This window comes from Allorhizobium sp. DMC15, assembly GCF_056314065.1.
In genome coordinates this window covers 345,991-361,764 of the sequence record NZ_JBQUZB010000003.1, presented here as the reverse complement: position 1 = coordinate 361,764, position 15,774 = coordinate 345,991, and the positions used below count along the sequence as shown (strand labels likewise).

Below are 15,774 nucleotides of genomic sequence, written 5' to 3'. Positions count from 1 at the left end.
CGCCCGGGTGCCAGGCACCGAGGCGGGCTTGCTGTGGCTTTAAGCCGATCAGGCGTCGGCGGCAACCTTCATCGAGACGATCGAATCGGGATCGGCCACGGGCTCGCCCTTCTTGATCTGGTCGATGACGTCCATGCCTTCGATGACCTGACCCCAGACGGAGTACTGCTTGTTCAGCCACGGCGCGTCGGTGAAGCAGATGAAGAACTGGCTGTTGGCCGAGTTCGGGCTCTGGGAACGGGCCATGGAGCAGGTTCCGCGGACATGCGGGGTGGCCGAGAATTCGGCCTTCAGGTCCGGCTTGTCGGAGCCGCCCATGCCGGCACGGCCGGGGTTGAAGCTGTCCCCGCCCTTCTTGCCAAACTTCACGTCGCCGGTCTGGGCCATGAAGTCTGCGATGACGCGGTGGAAGACGACGCCGTCATAGGCGCCTTCGCGCGACAGTTCCTTGATGCGGGCGACATGGCCGGGGGCCAGATCCGGGAAGAGCGCGATGACGACTTTACCCTTGGTGGTTTCCATCAGGATGGTGTTTTCCGGATCCTTGATCTCGGCCATGGTGTTTCTCCTTGGTTGGGGCTTGTCGCCCGGTAGATATCAGTTGCGGCCGACCGTGACCTTGATCATGCGATCGGGATCGGTCACTTCGCCGTTGCCGCCTTCGCCGCGCTTGATCTTGTCGACATACTCCATGCCGGCCACGACCTTGCCGACGACCGTATACTGGCCGTTCAGGAATCCGCCTTCGGCGAACATGATGAAGAACTGCGAATTGGCGGAGTTCGGATCCTGGCTGCGGGCCATGCCGACTGTCCCGCGCTCAAAGGGCGTGTTCGAAAATTCGGCTGGCAGGTCCGGCAGGTTCGAGCCGCCGGTGCCGGCACGCTGGGCGTCATAGCCGTTTTCCATATCACCATACTGAACGTCGCCGGTCTGGGCCATGAAGCCCTCGATGACACGGTGGAAAGCGACGTTGTCGTATTCACCAGCCGCCGCCAGCTTCTTGATCTGGGCGACGTGCTTCGGGGCGACGTCGGGCATCAGTTGGATGACGACCGGGCCATCCTTGAGCTGGATGGTCAGGTAGTCGTCATTCGACTGGGCCTGGGCCGAGCCGAAACCGACGACGGCAAAAAACAATGCGGTGGCAATATGGACGAGCTTCATGAGATCACTCCAGTTCGGGACTTGCGGGCTCAGCGCCCGTATTTGGATTTGAGGGCGGCCAGGACCGGACCGGGCACGAAGGCGCTCACATCGCCCCCCATGGCGGCGATCTGGCGGACCAATGTGGCGGTTATGGGCCGCGAGGCGGTGGCGGCGGGGAGAAAGACGGTCTGCAGGTCCGGTGCCATCTGAGCGTTCATGCCGGCCATCTGCATTTCGTAATCGAAATCGGTGCCGTCGCGCAGGCCGCGCACCAGGAGTTTGGCTTGTGCACGGCGGGCGGCATCGATGGCGAGATCGGAAAAGGAGACGACGTCGAGGTCCCCTGCCCGCTGCGGCAGCGCAGCCTCCAAGGCGGATCTGATCAGAGCCGCCCGTTCATCATAAGAGAAAAGCGGTGTCTTGCCCGGATGGGTGCCGATAGCGACCACGAGGCGGTCGGCGAGGTTCAATGCCTGCACAAGCACATCCAGATGACCGTTGGTCATCGGATCGAAGGAGCCAGGATAGAACGCGATTGCCATGGATACCCGATCTTTGGTTTCGACGCCTTTTGTCACGGAAGCCGTGTCATCGCAAGCGCCCGCCTTGCGAGATGCCGGCTTTGCCGCGCGCTTTTGTGCCGCGCTTTGGTCGTGAACGACAGATGAATGCCCTGTTCAAGGCCGCTTCAGGGCGGGGCTGGTAGTCATTCACCGTGCCTCGAACTCAAGACAAGCCAAGGACGTTCCCATGCTCGTTCTCCTGATCACCTCCGCAATTGCCGCCTCGCTTCTCGTCGAGCTCGGTCTTGCAGTCGTTCGCGACCTGATGGAGGCATCCGATCACGAAAACGAAGATGAACGCCAGATGAACAAGGTGTTCAAGAGCACTTCAGCCAGGTCTTGGTAAACCAGTTGCTACACTGCACGGGGAACCATTTCCGCGCACAACCATTTAACGGCAGCGAATGCCGGCTTTTGAAGGACTATCGCAATGCATGACAAAGTTACCCTGATCAACCTCGTCTGGATGATGATGATGACTGCCATGGTTGCTACTTCGGCAACCTTCTATGTCAAGGACAGCAACGACGCCAAGTTTTACGGCCCTCCGATGACCGCCCGCTACCACAGCTTCGGCCATTAATCGGACATCAAACCTTCGCCGCTAGAAACGTAACGTCACGCTGAAGAAGAAAGGGAAGACCATGTTTGTAACGCTCACGGTACTCGCCGCTCTGATCAGCGGCATGTTCGTCGCCTCGGTCGCATCGACGATCACGGCGTTGAAGCGCGAAGACGAAGATTTCCGGGCCATGGTGGAGCGCCGCAAGGCCTTCTGAGCCCAATACAAGCGGTCAAGCCGGTGGATCCACACGCCAGGCCTTAAAGAAAACCGCATCGAACTTGATGCCATACCTCCGTCAAAAAGCCCGCTCGGACTGATCGTCCGGCGGGCTTTTCGCTTGTCTGTTCATAGCTCTGTTCATGTTCCGAGCGGAAAGAGCCGGCCCAGATCATGGCCGGCCATTGCTTCATTCGGCGGTGTCTTCGCCCTCGCCTGCGGCCGGGGTCTCGACACCGGCTTCGACGCCAGCCTCTGTCACGGCTTCGGCTTCAACCACCTCATCCTCGCCTTCCGGTTCACTGATGCGCTCGACCGACACGACCTTCTCGTCCTTGGCGGTGGAGAAGATCGTGACACCCTTGGTCGCGCGGCTCGCGATGCGGATGCCGTTGACCGGCACGCGGATCAGCTGACCGCCGTCAGAGACCAGCATCAGCTGGTCCTTTTCCTCGACGGGGAAGGCAGCGACCAGTTCGCCGATTTCCGCCGTCTTGGAGGTATCGGTGGCGCGGATGCCCTTGCCGCCGCGACCGGAGGTGCGGAAGTCGTAGGACGAGGAGCGCTTGCCGAAGCCCTTGACCGAAACTGTCAGAACGAACTGTTCGCGGGCCTTGAGCTCCTGGTAGCGATCTTCGCCGAGTTCGCCTTCTTCCGCCACTTCCTCACCCACGAGTGCGATATCGTCTTCGTCGACGCCGCTTGCGCGACGTTCGACGGCCGAGCGCTTGAGATAGGCGGCGCGCTCCCAGGGTTCGGCATCGACATGGCCAAGAATGGTCATCGAGATCAGACGGTCGCCATCCGCCAGCGTCAGACCACGAACACCAATCGAGTTGCGGCCGGCAAAGACGCGGACCTCGTCGACCGGGAAGCGGATCGCCTGCCCAAGTGCTGTGGTCAGCAGAACGTCGTCACGATCGGTGCAGGTCTCGACCGCGAGGATTTCGTCGCCCTCTTCCTCGAGCTTCATCGCGATCTTGCCGTTTCGGTTGACCTGGATGAAGTCGGACAGCTTGTTGCGGCGAACCGTGCCACGGGTCGTCGAGAACATGACGTCCAGGTTTTCCCAGCTCGTCTCGTCCTCAGGCAACGGCATGATCGAGGTGATGCGCTCGCCGGGCTCCAGCGGGAACATGTTGATCATGGCCTTGCCGCGCGAGGTCGGCGTGCCGATCGGCAGGCGCCAGACCTTTTCCTTATAGACGATGCCGCGCGAGGAGAAGAACAGGACCGGCGTGTGCGTGTTTGCAACGAAGAGACGGGTTGCGAAATCCTCGTCCTTCATGGCCATGCCGGAGCGGCCCTTGCCGCCACGGCGCTGGGCACGATAGGTCGTCAGCGGCACGCGCTTGATGTAGCCGGCATGGGAAACGGTCACGACCATTTCTTCGCGGGCGATCAGGTCCTCGTCGTCCATGTCAGGACCGCCGTCGACGATCTGGGTGCGGCGCGGGGTGCCGAATTCGTCACGGATCGCGGCGAACTCGTCCTTGACGATCTGCTGGATGCGGACGCGCGACGACAGGATGTCGAGATAATCCGAGATCTCGGCGCCGATCTTGTTCAGTTCCTCATCGATTTCGTCGCGGCCGAGCGCGGTCAGGCGGGCGAGACGGAGTTCGAGGATGGCGCGGGCCTGCTCTTCCGAGAGGTTGTAGGTCAGGTCCTCATTGATCCGGTGACGGGGATCGTCGATCAGGCGGATCAGCGCCTCGACATCATGAGCCGGCCAGCGGCGGGTCATCAGCTGTTCACGGGCGGTTGCCGGATCGGGCGCCTTGCGGATCAGCGCGATGACTTCGTCGATATTGGCAACGGCGATCGCCAGACCAACCAAGACATGGGCGCGCTCGCGGGCCTTGCGCAGCAGGTATTTCGTACGGCGGCTGACGACTTCCTCACGGAAGGTCACGAAGGCGCGCAGCATATCGAGCAGCGTCAGCTGTTCCGGCTTGCCGCCGTTCAGCGCCACCATGTTGCAGCCGAAGGAGGTCTGCAGCGGCGTGTACCGGTAAAGCTGGTTCAGGATGACATCGGCATTGGCGTCGCGCTTCAGTTCGATGACGACGCGGTAGCCGTCGCGGTCGGATTCGTCGCGCAGGTCGGAGATGCCCTCGATGCGCTTCTCACGCACGAGTTCGGCCATCTTCTCGATCATCGTGGCCTTGTTCACCTGATAGGGGATCTCGGTGATGATGATCTGCTCGCGGTCGCCGCGCATCGGCTCGACGCGGGCGACGCCACGCATGACGACGGAGCCCCTGCCCGTCTCATAGGCCGACTTGATGCCGGAACGGCCCAGGATAATTGCGCCGGTCGGGAAGTCCGGGCCTGGGATGATCTGCATCAATTCCGGAAGTTCGATTGCCGGATTGTCGATCAGCGCCGTGCAGCCGTCGAGAACTTCGCTCAGATTGTGCGGCGGAATGTTGGTCGCCATGCCGACCGCGATGCCGCCGGCGCCGTTGACCAGGAGGTTCGGGAACTTGGCAGGAACGACGACGGGCTCCTGCATGGTGCCGTCGTAGTTGTCGCGGAAGTCGACCGTTTCCTTATCGAGGTCGTCGAGCAGCGCGTGCGAGACCTTCTGCAGGCGGCATTCCGTGTAACGCTGGGCGGCCGGCGGGTCACCGTCGACGGAACCGAAATTGCCCTGACCGTCGATGAGCGGCATGCGCAGCGACCACGGCTGCGCCATGCGGGCCAGCGCGTCGTAGATCGCAGCGTCGCCATGCGGGTGATACTTACCCATGACGTCACCGGTGACGCGGGCGCTCTTGACGTATTTCTTGTTCCAGTCGAGGCCGAGCTCGTTCATGCCGTAGAGGATACGCCGATGCACCGGTTTCAAACCGTCACGAACGTCCGGCAGGGCGCGGCTCACGATGACGCTCATGGCGTAATCGAGATACGACCGCTGCATTTCCTCCATGATGGAAATCGGCTGGATGTCGGACGGAAACTTGCCGCCGCCGGGAGTGCTTTGCTCAGTCAAATCAGGTCACGATCTCTGTTCGGAATCACTGCGGAATTTATAGCGGAACGGGCGCGGATGCGCCAATTTCGGGCCCGGTTATAAACAGGCTTTTGCGGCGGGGCAAAGGCATTCGGCATATTAGACGCGGCCCGTCCCTTGCCAGTGGCCATGGGCTTTGACTTTATGGGTGCCAACGCCCAAGGAGACGGATGATGGCCAGTACCGAAACGATGATCAGCGCACTCACCACCTTGCTGGTCACGGTCGACCCGCCTGGGCTTGCGCCGCTCTTTCTCGGCCTGACGCAGGGCATGAACCAGGCGCAGCGGCATCAGGTCGCCGTGCGCGGCGCCGTGATGGGCTTCGCCATCCTGACCGTCTTCGCGCTGTTCGGCGCCAGCATCCTTTCCGCGCTCGGCATTTCGATGGGTGCGTTTCGCATTGCCGGCGGACTAATGCTCTTTGCCATCGCGTTCGAGATGATCTTCGAGAAACGCAACGAGCGTAAGGAGAAGACCACGGGCGACGCGATCACCAAGGATCACATCCACAACCTCGCGGTCTTCCCGCTGGCCATTCCATTGATTGCCGGTCCCGGCGCGATTTCGGCAACGGTGCTGATTTCCGGAACGATGGATGGCTGGGCCGGCAAGCTTCAGCTGATCACGGTGATTGCCGCCGTGCTCGCACTCGTCTTCGTCTCGCTCTACCTGGCCGACCGGCTGAACCGGTTCCTCGGCGTCACCGGACGGGCGCTGCTGACACGCCTGCTTGGTGTGCTGCTTGCGGCACTGTCGGTGCAGTTCGTCGTTGATGGGGTAAAGTCCGCCTTCGGCGCCTAGGGGATTGAGGGGGCGCAGTCGACCGGCAGCCAGCAGGCGCTTCGGTTATTGCCTAATTTCAGAATTTCGATGCGCATCAACCTGCCCTTTTTGGCCGGATGGCATGCCGACACTAAAAAGGGAGCCGAAGCTCCCTTTGGGATTGGCGTCGATGACCTGCGATCAGAACGGGATGTCGTCGTCGAGATCGCGCGAGAAGCCGCCGGAGGGGGCGCTGCCGCCGCGGCTTGCGCTACCGGAGGAACCGCCGCGCGACGGGGCCGGCGAGCCGTAGCCGCCGTCGTAACCACCGCCACCATAGCTGTCGCCGCCGAAGTCGTTTCCACCGCGCGAGGCGCCGCCACCATCACCGCGACCGCCAAGCATGGTGAGATTGCCGTTAAAGCCCTGCAGCACCACTTCTGTGGAGTAGCGGTCATTGCCGTTCTGGTCCTGCCACTTGCGGGTCTGCAACTGGCCCTCGACATAAACCGTCGAGCCCTTCTTCAGATACTGTTCGGCGACCTTGCAGAGGCCTTCGTTGAAGATGACGACCTGATGCCACTCGGTCTTTTCCTTGCGCTCGCCGCTGTTCTTGTCGCGCCAGCTTTCAGACGTCGCGATGCGCAGGTTGGCGATCGGTCGGCCGTCCTGGGTCCGGCGGATTTCGGGATCGGCTCCGAGATTGCCGATCAGAATGACCTTGTTGACGCTACCAGCCATGACACTCACCTTACTGCCGCGCCGCCGCGGCGTTCAAATTCCAATCAAATGCCACCTTATCCCATCCGCTGCAGCGATTGGGCGATGACCGGCTTAAATCCACAGCGAAAATGTTCTTTATTTGTTCTAGTATTTCTCTATGATCCTGTCAACAGAATCGAAATTCCACAACGGTTGCGCCTTGTGCCTCGACTCAAGGGCTGCGTTCACTACATAAGGACAGTTCTCCCAGGAACAGTCCCCTTCCCTTTGCCGATCAGAGCCTGACATGAGCGAACTCAAGACCATTTCCATCCGTGGCGCGCGCGAGCATAATCTCAAGGGCATCGACCTCGATCTGCCGCGCAACAGCCTGATCGTGATGACCGGGCTTTCCGGCTCCGGCAAGTCGTCGCTCGCCTTCGACACGATCTACGCCGAAGGCCAGCGGCGTTACGTCGAGAGCCTTTCGGCCTATGCGCGCCAGTTCCTGGAAATGATGCAGAAGCCCGATGTGGACCAGATCGAGGGTCTGTCGCCGGCGATTTCGATCGAGCAGAAGACGACCTCGCGCAATCCGCGTTCGACGGTCGGCACGGTCACCGAGATCTACGACTATATGCGCCTCCTGTTTGCGCGCGTCGGCATTCCCTATTCGCCGGCGACGGGCCTGCCGATCGAGAGCCAGACGGTCAGCCAGATGGTCGACCGGATCCTGGCACTGGAGGAAGGCACACGCCTCTATATCCTCGCCCCGATGATCCGCGGCCGCAAGGGCGAGTACAAGAAAGAACTCGCCGAGCTGATGAAGAAGGGGTTTCAGCGCGTCAAGATCGACGGGCAGTTCTATGAGATCGCTGAAGCGCCGACGCTCGACAAGAAATACAAGCATGACATCGATGTGGTGGTCGACCGCGTGGTTGTGCGCCCAGACATTGCGAGCCGCCTGGCCGACAGCTTGGAAACCTGCCTGCGGCTCGCCGACGGTCTGGCCGTTGCCGAATATGCCGACAAGCCGCTGCCGCCGGAGGAAACCGCTGCCGGCGGCTCGGCCAACAAGTCCTTGAACGAGACGCATGAGCGCGTGCTGTTTTCGGAAAAGTTCGCCTGCCCCGTCTCCGGCTTTACCATTCCGGAAATCGAGCCGCGCCTCTTCTCCTTCAACAATCCCTTCGGTGCCTGCCCGACCTGCGATGGTCTCGGTAGCCAGCAAAAGATCGACGAGGCACTGATCGTGCCCGAGGTGCATCGCAAGCTGAACGACGGCGCGATCGCGCCCTGGGCCAAGTCGAGCTCGCCCTATTATAACCAGACGCTCGAAGCGCTGGGCAAGGCCTTCGGCTTCAAGCTGACATCGAAGTGGTCGGAGCTTTCCGAGGCGGCGCAGAAGGCAATCCTGCATGGTACCGAGGAAAAGATTGACTTCCATTATGCCGATGGTGCGCGGTCCTATACCACGACCAAGACTTTTGAGGGCATCGTGCCAAACCTCGAGCGGCGCTGGAAGGAGACCGACAGCGCCTGGGCGCGCGAGGAGATCGAGCGCTTCATGTCTGCGGCCCCCTGCCCGGCCTGTGCCGGTTTCCGCCTGAAGCCGGAGGCGCTGGCGGTCAAGATCAACGGGCTGCATATTGGCCAGGTGACCGACATGGCGATCCGCAATGCAGGCGCCTGGTTCGAGGACCTGCCGGCCAAGCTCACCGACAAGCAGAACGAGATCGCTGTCCGCATCTTGAAGGAAATCCGTGAGCGCCTGCGCTTCCTCAACGATGTCGGGCTCGACTATCTCTCGATGTCGCGCAATTCCGGCACGCTGTCGGGCGGCGAAAGCCAGCGCATTCGTCTGGCGTCGCAGATCGGTTCGGGTCTGACGGGCGTTCTCTACGTGCTCGACGAGCCGTCGATCGGCCTGCATCAGCGCGACAATGCCCGGCTTCTCGAGACGCTGAAGCACCTGCGCGACATCGGCAATACCGTGATCGTCGTCGAGCATGACGAGGATGCAATCCTGACGGCCGATTATGTCGTCGACATCGGGCCGGCGGCCGGCATTCATGGCGGCCAGGTGATCGCGCAAGGGTCGCCGCAGGACATCATGGCCAATCCAAAGTCGCTGACGGGCAAATACCTGACCGGCGAATTGGGTGTCAGCGTTCCCGCCCAGCGGCGCAAGCCGAAGAAGGGGCAGCAGATCAAGGTGGTCGGCGCCAAGGGCAACAACCTGAAGAACGTGACGGCCTCGATCCCGCTCGGCGTGTTCACCGCCGTGACCGGTGTGTCCGGTGGCGGCAAGTCGACCTTCCTGATCGAGACGCTCTACAAGGCGGCGGCGCGGCGTGTCATGGGCGCGCGTGAAAATCCGGCAGAACATGAGCGCATCGACGGCTTCGAGTTCATCGACAAGGTGATCGACATCGATCAGTCGCCGATCGGCCGCACGCCGCGCTCGAACCCGGCGACCTATACCGGTGCCTTCACGCCGATCCGCGATTGGTTCACCGGCCTGCCGGAAGCCAAGGCGCGCGGCTATCAGGCCGGGCGCTTCTCGTTCAACGTCAAGGGCGGCCGTTGCGAGGCCTGCCAGGGTGACGGCGTGATCAAGATCGAGATGCATTTCCTGCCGGATGTGTATGTTACCTGCGACGTCTGCCACGGCAAGCGCTACAATCGCGAAACGCTGGATGTCACCTTCAAGGGCAAGTCGATCGCCGACGTGCTCGACATGACGGTCGAGGAAGGTGTGGAGTTCTTCCAGGCGGTGCCGGCGGTGCGCGACAAGTTGCAGGCGCTTTACGATGTTGGCCTGGGCTATATCAAGGTCGGCCAGCAGGCGAACACGCTGTCGGGCGGCGAGGCGCAGCGCGTCAAGCTTGCCAAGGAACTGTCGAAACGCTCGACCGGCCGCACGCTCTATATCCTTGACGAGCCGACCACCGGCCTGCATTTCCACGACGTCGCCAAGCTTCTGGAAATGCTGCAGGAACTGGTCAATCAGGGCAACAGCGTCGTGGTCATCGAGCACAATCTCGAGGTCATCAAGACCGCCGACTACATTCTCGACTTCGGGCCCGAAGGTGGCGATGGCGGCGGCCAGATCGTGGCCCAGGGCACGCCGGAAGAGGTCGTGAAGGTGGAGGCGTCCTACACGGGGCAGTTCCTCAAGGAGCTGTTGGAGCGTCGGCCGGTGAAGAAGGTTCAAGCGGCGGAGTGATCCGCCGCTACCAAATGCGCTCGACGTCAAACTCGTCGAAGGCTTCGTCAATTGATACGAGAGTGAGGGTTTCAAGTCTGGCTTGGGCAGCCAGAATGCGGTCAAATGGGTCTTTGTGATCTGAGGTCATCTGACCGGCAAGTAGGGCTTGTTTGTGCGTGACAGCGAGCTTTTCAAAGCCCGCCTCGTCCAAGATGGTATCGAATTGCTGGATAATCCCTCGCGCGAATTCGAGCTTGCCGACGCGAAACTTGTTGGCAATTTCAAAGGCGGTCACAGCACTGACGCACCGACGCGCGGTTCCGTCATCTATTGCTGTCTTTGCCGCGGCACTTAGTCTCGGGTCCGCTGTGACCCACCAGAGAAATGCATGGGTATCGAGGAGAAAGCTCATTCGCCGTTGTCGCCCGGAAACGAGTATTTGCCCTCCCATGCCGCGAGTTCGTCATCGGACATAGGCTCGAGAAACAGATTGGCCGGTAGCGAGGCGCGCAGATGCGCGAACCGCCCGTAGCCGCGCACGGGCTGCTGCTTCGGTTCGAACGGCACGAGTTTCGCAATCGGCTCGTCACCGCGCGCAATGATGATTTCCTCGCCGGCTTCGACGCGGGCGAGGAGTTTGGAGAGTTCCGTCTTGGCCTTGTGGATGGTGACGACCGTCATCGCGCGCTCCTAGGCAAGATTTTATATTAGCTAATCCCCTAGCTAACTTCAATGGGAGGTATTTCATGACCAAATCAGGCACGATCCACTGCGGTATCGGCGGCTGGACCTTCGATCCGTGGGACGATAGTTTCTATCCGTCCGACCTGCCGAAGAAGCGCCAGTTGGAATATGCTAGCCGGCAACTGACGGCGATCGAGGTCAACGGCACCTATTACTCCAGCCAGAAGCCGGCGACCTTTGCCAAATGGGCGTCGGAGGTGCCGGAGACTTTCGTCTTTTCACTCAAGGCCAGCCGCTATTGCACCAATCGCAAGATCCTCGCGGAGGCTGGGCCTTCGATCGAGAAATTCGTGAATCAGGGTATCGAGGAGCTTGGACCGCATCTGGGGCCGATCCTCTGGCAGTTCATGGGCACGAAGAAGTTCGACGCAGAGGATTTCGAAGCCTTTCTCGGCCTTCTTCCGAAAACCCTGAACGGGCTTCCGCTGCGCCATGTGGTCGAGCCTCGGCACGAGAGCTTTCTCGTCCCCGAATTCATCGACATGCTGCGGCGCCACGAGGTGGCGGCCGTCTGTGCCGATCACCCCGATTATCCGATGTTTGCCGACCCGACCACCGACTTCGTCTATGCCCGCCTGCAAAAAGGGACGGACGAGACACCAACCTGTTATCCGCCCAAGGAGATCGATGCCTGGGGGCAGCGGTTCAAGACCTATGCTGCCGGCGGGGTGCCGGACGATCTGAACCTGGTTGCGAAAGACGAGCCGGCCAAGACCGTGGCACGGGACGTGTTCGCGTTCTTCATTTCGGGCGGCAAGGTGAATGCCCCGCGCGGGGCGATGGAGTTGCAGAAGCGCGTCGGGTGAGCGGCAGCATTGCGCCTGGCAAGCGTCAATTTGTGACATTGGCGAAACTGGACTAGGCTCGGTCGCAGAGTCGCGGGCACAACCGCGCTCCAGACTGCATGCTCCTCGTTTTTGGACGTGCACGTCCGGGATTTGAGCGTTCGGGGCATCAGCCATGTCGGGTATCGCCGTCTTCATCCATCTCGCGGGCGCGGTCGCCCTGCTTCTGTGGGCAACGCGTTTGGTGCGCACGGGTATCGAACGCGCCTATGGCGGTGTGCTGAAGGACAAGCTGCGGCTTGCGATCGGCAACCGGTTTTCAGCGGCGCTGGCTGGGTTCCTGTTCGCTGTCGCCCTTCAAAGTGCCACCGCGGTTGCGCTGATCGTCGCGTCGTTCACGGCGGCGGGTTATGTCAGTTCTGCAATCGGCATTGCCACGCTGCTGGGGGCCGATTTCGGATCCGCATTTGTCGTGCGCATCCTGCGCTATGACCTCTCGCTTCTCATGCCAATCCTGCTGCTTGCCGGGACCGTTGCCTTCCGTGCTACCAATGCGCGCCATTGGCGACAACTCGGCAGGATCCTGTTCGGGCTCGGCCTTCTGCTGCTGTCGCTCCGTCTGATCGGCGAGGCATCCGCACCCTTGCGCGAAAGCCGGATTCTGCCGGTGCTTTTCAACTATCTCGCAGGGGACTGGATCAGCGCCTTCCTGCTTGCGGCATTGCTCGCCTGGGCCTTCCATTCCAGTGTCGCCGCGATCCTGCTCACGGCTTCGCTTGCCGACCAGCATCTCATCCCGGATGCGCTGATCATCCCGCTTGTGCTCGGCATCAACTTCGGTGCGGCCGTGATTGCCGCGCTGCTCACCAAGAACGCCGAGCCGCTGACCCGGGTGGTTCCTTTGGGGAACGTCGTCATCCGGGGGCTGATGACACTGTTGGCGCTGGCTTTGCAATTTGCGGTGACGGCCAGCCCCGCGTTGTTTTCGACCCATCCCGGCGAGGCCGTCGTCCTGGTTCACCTGGCGATGAATGGTGCGGTGCTGGTTCTCGGATTGCCCTTTGCCGGCCTGGTGGCGAGGACCCTTGAACGTTTTGTGTCGGTGAACAGCGCTCCTGCCGCCAATGACGATCGACTGTCGGCGCTCAACCCCGTCGACCTTGGAAATCCGGCACAGGCGATCAGCAATGCGACACGTGAAGTGCTGACGGTTTGCGACAAGACGGAAGTGATGTTGAACGGGATCTTCGAACTCTTCGAACAGTGGGATCCGAAGAAGACACAGCGGATCGAGACGCTCGATGACCAGATCGACGCCATACACCGCGACATCAAATTCTATCTGGCGCGGATTTCGGAGACTGCGCTCGACCAAACTTCGGCGGCGCAGTGCCAGAACCTGCTCGGCGCGACGATCAAGATCGAGCAGGCGGCCGACATCATTTCGCAGAACATGCTGACCCGCGCCCGCAAGAAAAGCGAGCGAAAGGCGTCCTTTTCGGCGGAGGGCTGGGCAGAGCTCTGCGCGATGCACAACGAGGTTCTTCAGAACGCGCATCTTGCGTTCAATCTCTTGGTCACCCGCGACGTGGAACATGCACGTCAGCTGGTCGCCCGCAAGGAAGCCATCCGCAACCTCGTGAAGGCAAGCGAGGAGAAACATCTGCAGCGCCTGCGCCAGGGCAATGCCGCGAGCTTCGATTCAAGTTCGCTTCATATCGACACCATGCGGGACCTGAAGGAGATCAACTCCCTGTTCGTGTCGATCGGGTATCCCCTGCTCGAGGGAGAAGGTCTGTTGCGGCGAAGCCGTCTAGTGCAGCCGGCGGAACTCTGAAGCCACGATCAGCGTGAGCGCTATAAAGGCAGTACGGCGTTGGCGAGGTCCTCCGCCGTGAGCCCCGCACCCACCCGCAAGGCGGCCTTGGCATGCAGATGAACACCGGCGCAAGCGGCTTCGAATGCCGGCAGCCCCTGGGCCAGCAGGGCACCGATGATTCCGGCAAGCACGTCACCTGATCCGGCGGTCGCCAGGGTCGGCGGCGCCTCTTCCTCAATGGCCGCCCGTCCATCGGGAGATGCGATAACGGTGTCCGCGCCTTTGTAAACGACGACGGATCCAAGAGCGACGGCGGCGGCAAGGGCCTTTGCCGGCTTTCCGAGCGTTTCGTCTGGGGCAATCTCCGGAAACAGTCTGGCAAATTCGCCTTCGTGCGGCGTGACGACCAGGCGGGGGGATTGGCCAGCGAAGGCGGCCGCGAGAAGAACGCGATCTTCGCGGAAAGCCGTTATTCCGTCGGCGTCGAGAACCAGACGTCTGCCGGCATTGCCAAGGCGGATGACAAAGTCTCGCGCCTTTGTGTGATCGCCAAACCCGGGGCCGAGAACAAACGTCTGGCGGCGTCCATCCTGCAGATATGTTTCGAGATCGGTTTCCTCGTCCAGCGCAGCCAACATAATGGCGGTCAGTTGCGCCGCATTGGTCGCCATCGCAGCGCCGGGAGAGGCAAGGGTGACAAGCCCTGCCCCGGCTTTCAGTCCGGCCATCGCACTGAGACGTGCAGCACCCGTTGCCGCCTCCGGACCTGAGAATACGGTCAGGTGGCCGCGCCGGTATTTGTGGTCGGAGGCTTCCAGATCGCGATGGCCGGCTTTCCAGATCTCAGGTCCATTGACCCGGAGAGAGCCGGCCTCGGCCGTGACCAGGCGCCATGGAATGCCGATATCGAAAACCTCCAGTCGTCCGCAGAGGTCGCGACCTGGTAAAAGCAGGTGGCCGGGCTTGCGGGCCATGAACGTGACCGTATGGGTTGCACGAAAGGCGGCGCCACGCACTTGACCGGTCGCCCCGTCCAGACCGGAGGGCAGATCGACCGCGACGACCGGCAAACGGGCATCGGCCACAGCCTGGATGCAGGCTGCGACGACCGGCGCGACATCGCGGGTGAGGCCGGCACCGAACAGCGCATCAATGACCACGTCGCCTGGCATGGGTGTGTAGGTCGCGATATCTGTCGACAGGCCGGCAAAATTTTTCCGGGCGCGGGCGGCGTCTCCCTTCAACCTGCTCGGGTCCCCCAGGTGAAAGACGACAAGATCTGCGCCCGCCCGGCGCAGGGCATCGCCGCAGATGTATCCATCCCCGCCATTATTGCCCGGACCGCACAGCAGCACAAAACGCAACGCTCCAGGGAAATGCCGCAACGCGGTGGCAGCGACGGCCTCGCCCGCACGACGCATCAGGTCATAACTGTCCTGGCCGTTTGCGGCTGCTGCGGCGTCGACCCGAGCCATGGCGGCCGGTGTCAGCAAGAGTGAGTGCTTGGCAGGGATCATGGGACGGTTAGAGCAGAAATCGATCGGGATTCAAAGCGACACAAATTTGTGCATATGCAAACGCCTTAATAATACGCATTTGCACACGTATTAATCATTACTGTTGCGAAATACGGTCCAGGAGCAAAGACTTAGCACAGTGGATCATTCTGAAAAATGATCGGCGAAAATCGAAATTTTCGTCCTTCCGGGCTGGCTTTTCGATCCGATTTGGCGGAGATTTGGCCCGCCGGGCGAAGGAAGCGAGCGATTTTGCGGATTTTTCGGAAAAGACTGGCACGTTCCATGCATTCAATCCGGCGAACGGGGCTCATCCCGTTCATTGAGGGAAGCGGAGAGAAATTTTCTCATGAAAAAGATCGAAGCGATCATTAAGCCTTTCAAGCTCGACGAAGTGAAGGAAGCCCTTCAGGAAGTCGGCCTGCAGGGTATCACCGTGACGGAAGCCAAGGGTTTCGGTCGCCAGAAGGGCCATACGGAGCTCTATCGCGGCGCGGAATATGTGGTGGACTTCCTGCCGAAGGTGAAGGTCGAAGTGGTACTGGCGGACGAGAACGTGGAAGCCGTGATCGACGCCATCCGCAATGCGGCCCAGACGGGTCGTATCGGAGACGGCAAGATCTTCGTCTCCAATGTCGAGGAAGTCGTCCGCATCCGGACCGGCGAGACCGGCATCGACGCCATCTAATCAAGCCCGGCACCTAGGGAGGCCGGGTTCAT

Annotated in this window: 16 protein-coding genes; 8 read left to right on the top strand and 8 right to left on the bottom strand. The window is 61.2% G+C overall.

What is annotated here, in order from left to right:
- Positions 1–48 precede the first annotated feature (48 nt).
- From ACT53S_RS16040 to coaD, 3 genes are read right to left on the bottom strand one after another with little or no spacing between them, the layout of a single operon-like run.
- On the bottom strand, positions 49–558 hold the full coding sequence (locus ACT53S_RS16040) for a peptidylprolyl isomerase (protein ID WP_113377583.1): 510 nt from the start codon (positions 556–558) through the stop codon (positions 49–51).
- Between the two features lie 39 nt (positions 559–597).
- Positions 598–1,167: a peptidylprolyl isomerase gene (locus tag ACT53S_RS16035; RefSeq protein ID WP_476067713.1), complete on the bottom strand. Its 570-nt coding sequence runs from the start codon at positions 1,165–1,167 to the stop codon at positions 598–600.
- A gap of 29 nt (positions 1,168–1,196) precedes the next feature.
- A complete protein-coding gene (gene coaD, locus ACT53S_RS16030) occupies positions 1,197–1,691 on the bottom strand; it encodes a pantetheine-phosphate adenylyltransferase (protein WP_476067712.1) in 495 nt (164 codons plus the stop codon).
- 208 nt (positions 1,692–1,899) lie between these two features.
- Between coaD and ACT53S_RS16025 the strand changes: the two genes are divergently transcribed.
- From ACT53S_RS16025 to ACT53S_RS16015, 3 genes are all read left to right on the top strand, one after another.
- Positions 1,900–2,058, top strand: a complete 159-nt coding sequence (locus ACT53S_RS16025) for a hypothetical protein (protein WP_160143174.1) — start codon at positions 1,900–1,902, stop codon at positions 2,056–2,058.
- 84 nt (positions 2,059–2,142) lie between these two features.
- A complete protein-coding gene (locus ACT53S_RS16020) occupies positions 2,143–2,295 on the top strand; it encodes a hypothetical protein (RefSeq protein WP_160143175.1) in 153 nt (50 codons plus the stop codon).
- A 61-nt stretch (positions 2,296–2,356) separates the two neighbouring features.
- Positions 2,357–2,491: a hypothetical protein gene (locus tag ACT53S_RS16015; protein ID WP_476067711.1), complete on the top strand. Its 135-nt coding sequence runs from the start codon at positions 2,357–2,359 to the stop codon at positions 2,489–2,491.
- 192 nt (positions 2,492–2,683) lie between these two features.
- Here ACT53S_RS16015 and gyrA read toward each other — a convergent pair whose 3' ends face one another.
- Positions 2,684–5,491, bottom strand: coding sequence for a DNA gyrase subunit A (gyrA, locus tag ACT53S_RS16010; protein WP_476067710.1), 2,808 nt, complete (start codon positions 5,489–5,491; stop codon positions 2,684–2,686).
- 194 nt (positions 5,492–5,685) lie between these two features.
- On the opposite strand from gyrA, the gene ACT53S_RS16005 reads away from it, so the two are divergent.
- Positions 5,686–6,315: a MarC family protein gene (locus ACT53S_RS16005; RefSeq protein WP_113377579.1), complete on the top strand. Its 630-nt coding sequence runs from the start codon at positions 5,686–5,688 to the stop codon at positions 6,313–6,315.
- Between the two features lie 162 nt (positions 6,316–6,477).
- Here ACT53S_RS16005 and ACT53S_RS16000 read toward each other — a convergent pair whose 3' ends face one another.
- Positions 6,478–7,017 carry a single-stranded DNA-binding protein gene (locus tag ACT53S_RS16000; protein ID WP_476067709.1) on the bottom strand — a complete coding sequence of 180 codons (540 nt, stop codon included), beginning with the start codon at positions 7,015–7,017 and terminating at the stop codon, positions 6,478–6,480.
- A gap of 268 nt (positions 7,018–7,285) precedes the next feature.
- Here ACT53S_RS16000 and uvrA point away from each other — a divergent pair, with 268 nt between their 5' ends.
- Positions 7,286–10,207 (top strand): excinuclease ABC subunit UvrA, encoded by a 2,922-nt coding sequence (gene uvrA / locus ACT53S_RS15995; protein WP_476067708.1) that lies wholly within the window; start codon positions 7,286–7,288, stop codon positions 10,205–10,207.
- 7 nt (positions 10,208–10,214) lie between these two features.
- On the opposite strand, the gene ACT53S_RS15990 is transcribed toward uvrA, so the two are convergent.
- Both ACT53S_RS15990 and ACT53S_RS15985 read right to left on the bottom strand, forming a co-directional pair.
- On the bottom strand, positions 10,215–10,601 hold the full coding sequence (locus tag ACT53S_RS15990) for a type II toxin-antitoxin system VapC family toxin (RefSeq protein WP_476067707.1): 387 nt from the start codon (positions 10,599–10,601) through the stop codon (positions 10,215–10,217).
- Positions 10,598–10,870 (bottom strand): type II toxin-antitoxin system Phd/YefM family antitoxin, encoded by a 273-nt coding sequence (locus ACT53S_RS15985; protein ID WP_476067706.1) that lies wholly within the window; start codon positions 10,868–10,870, stop codon positions 10,598–10,600. Before ACT53S_RS15985 ends, ACT53S_RS15990 begins: the two co-directional genes overlap by 4 nt.
- 65 nt (positions 10,871–10,935) lie before the next feature.
- Between ACT53S_RS15985 and ACT53S_RS15980 the strand changes: the two genes are divergently transcribed.
- Complete coding sequence (locus tag ACT53S_RS15980) at positions 10,936–11,739, top strand: DUF72 domain-containing protein (protein ID WP_476067705.1); 804 nt, start codon at positions 10,936–10,938, stop codon at positions 11,737–11,739.
- A 154-nt stretch (positions 11,740–11,893) separates the two neighbouring features.
- A complete protein-coding gene (locus tag ACT53S_RS15975) occupies positions 11,894–13,555 on the top strand; it encodes a Na/Pi cotransporter family protein (protein ID WP_113377573.1) in 1,662 nt (553 codons plus the stop codon).
- Positions 13,556–13,575: 20 nt separating this feature from the next.
- On the opposite strand, the gene ACT53S_RS15970 is transcribed toward ACT53S_RS15975, so the two are convergent.
- Positions 13,576–15,054 carry an NAD(P)H-hydrate dehydratase gene (locus tag ACT53S_RS15970; protein ID WP_476067704.1) on the bottom strand — a complete coding sequence of 493 codons (1,479 nt, stop codon included), beginning with the start codon at positions 15,052–15,054 and terminating at the stop codon, positions 13,576–13,578.
- Between the two features lie 349 nt (positions 15,055–15,403).
- On the opposite strand from ACT53S_RS15970, the gene ACT53S_RS15965 reads away from it, so the two are divergent.
- Positions 15,404–15,742: a P-II family nitrogen regulator gene (locus ACT53S_RS15965; protein ID WP_006727717.1), complete on the top strand. Its 339-nt coding sequence runs from the start codon at positions 15,404–15,406 to the stop codon at positions 15,740–15,742.
- Positions 15,743–15,774: the final 32 nt, after the last annotated feature.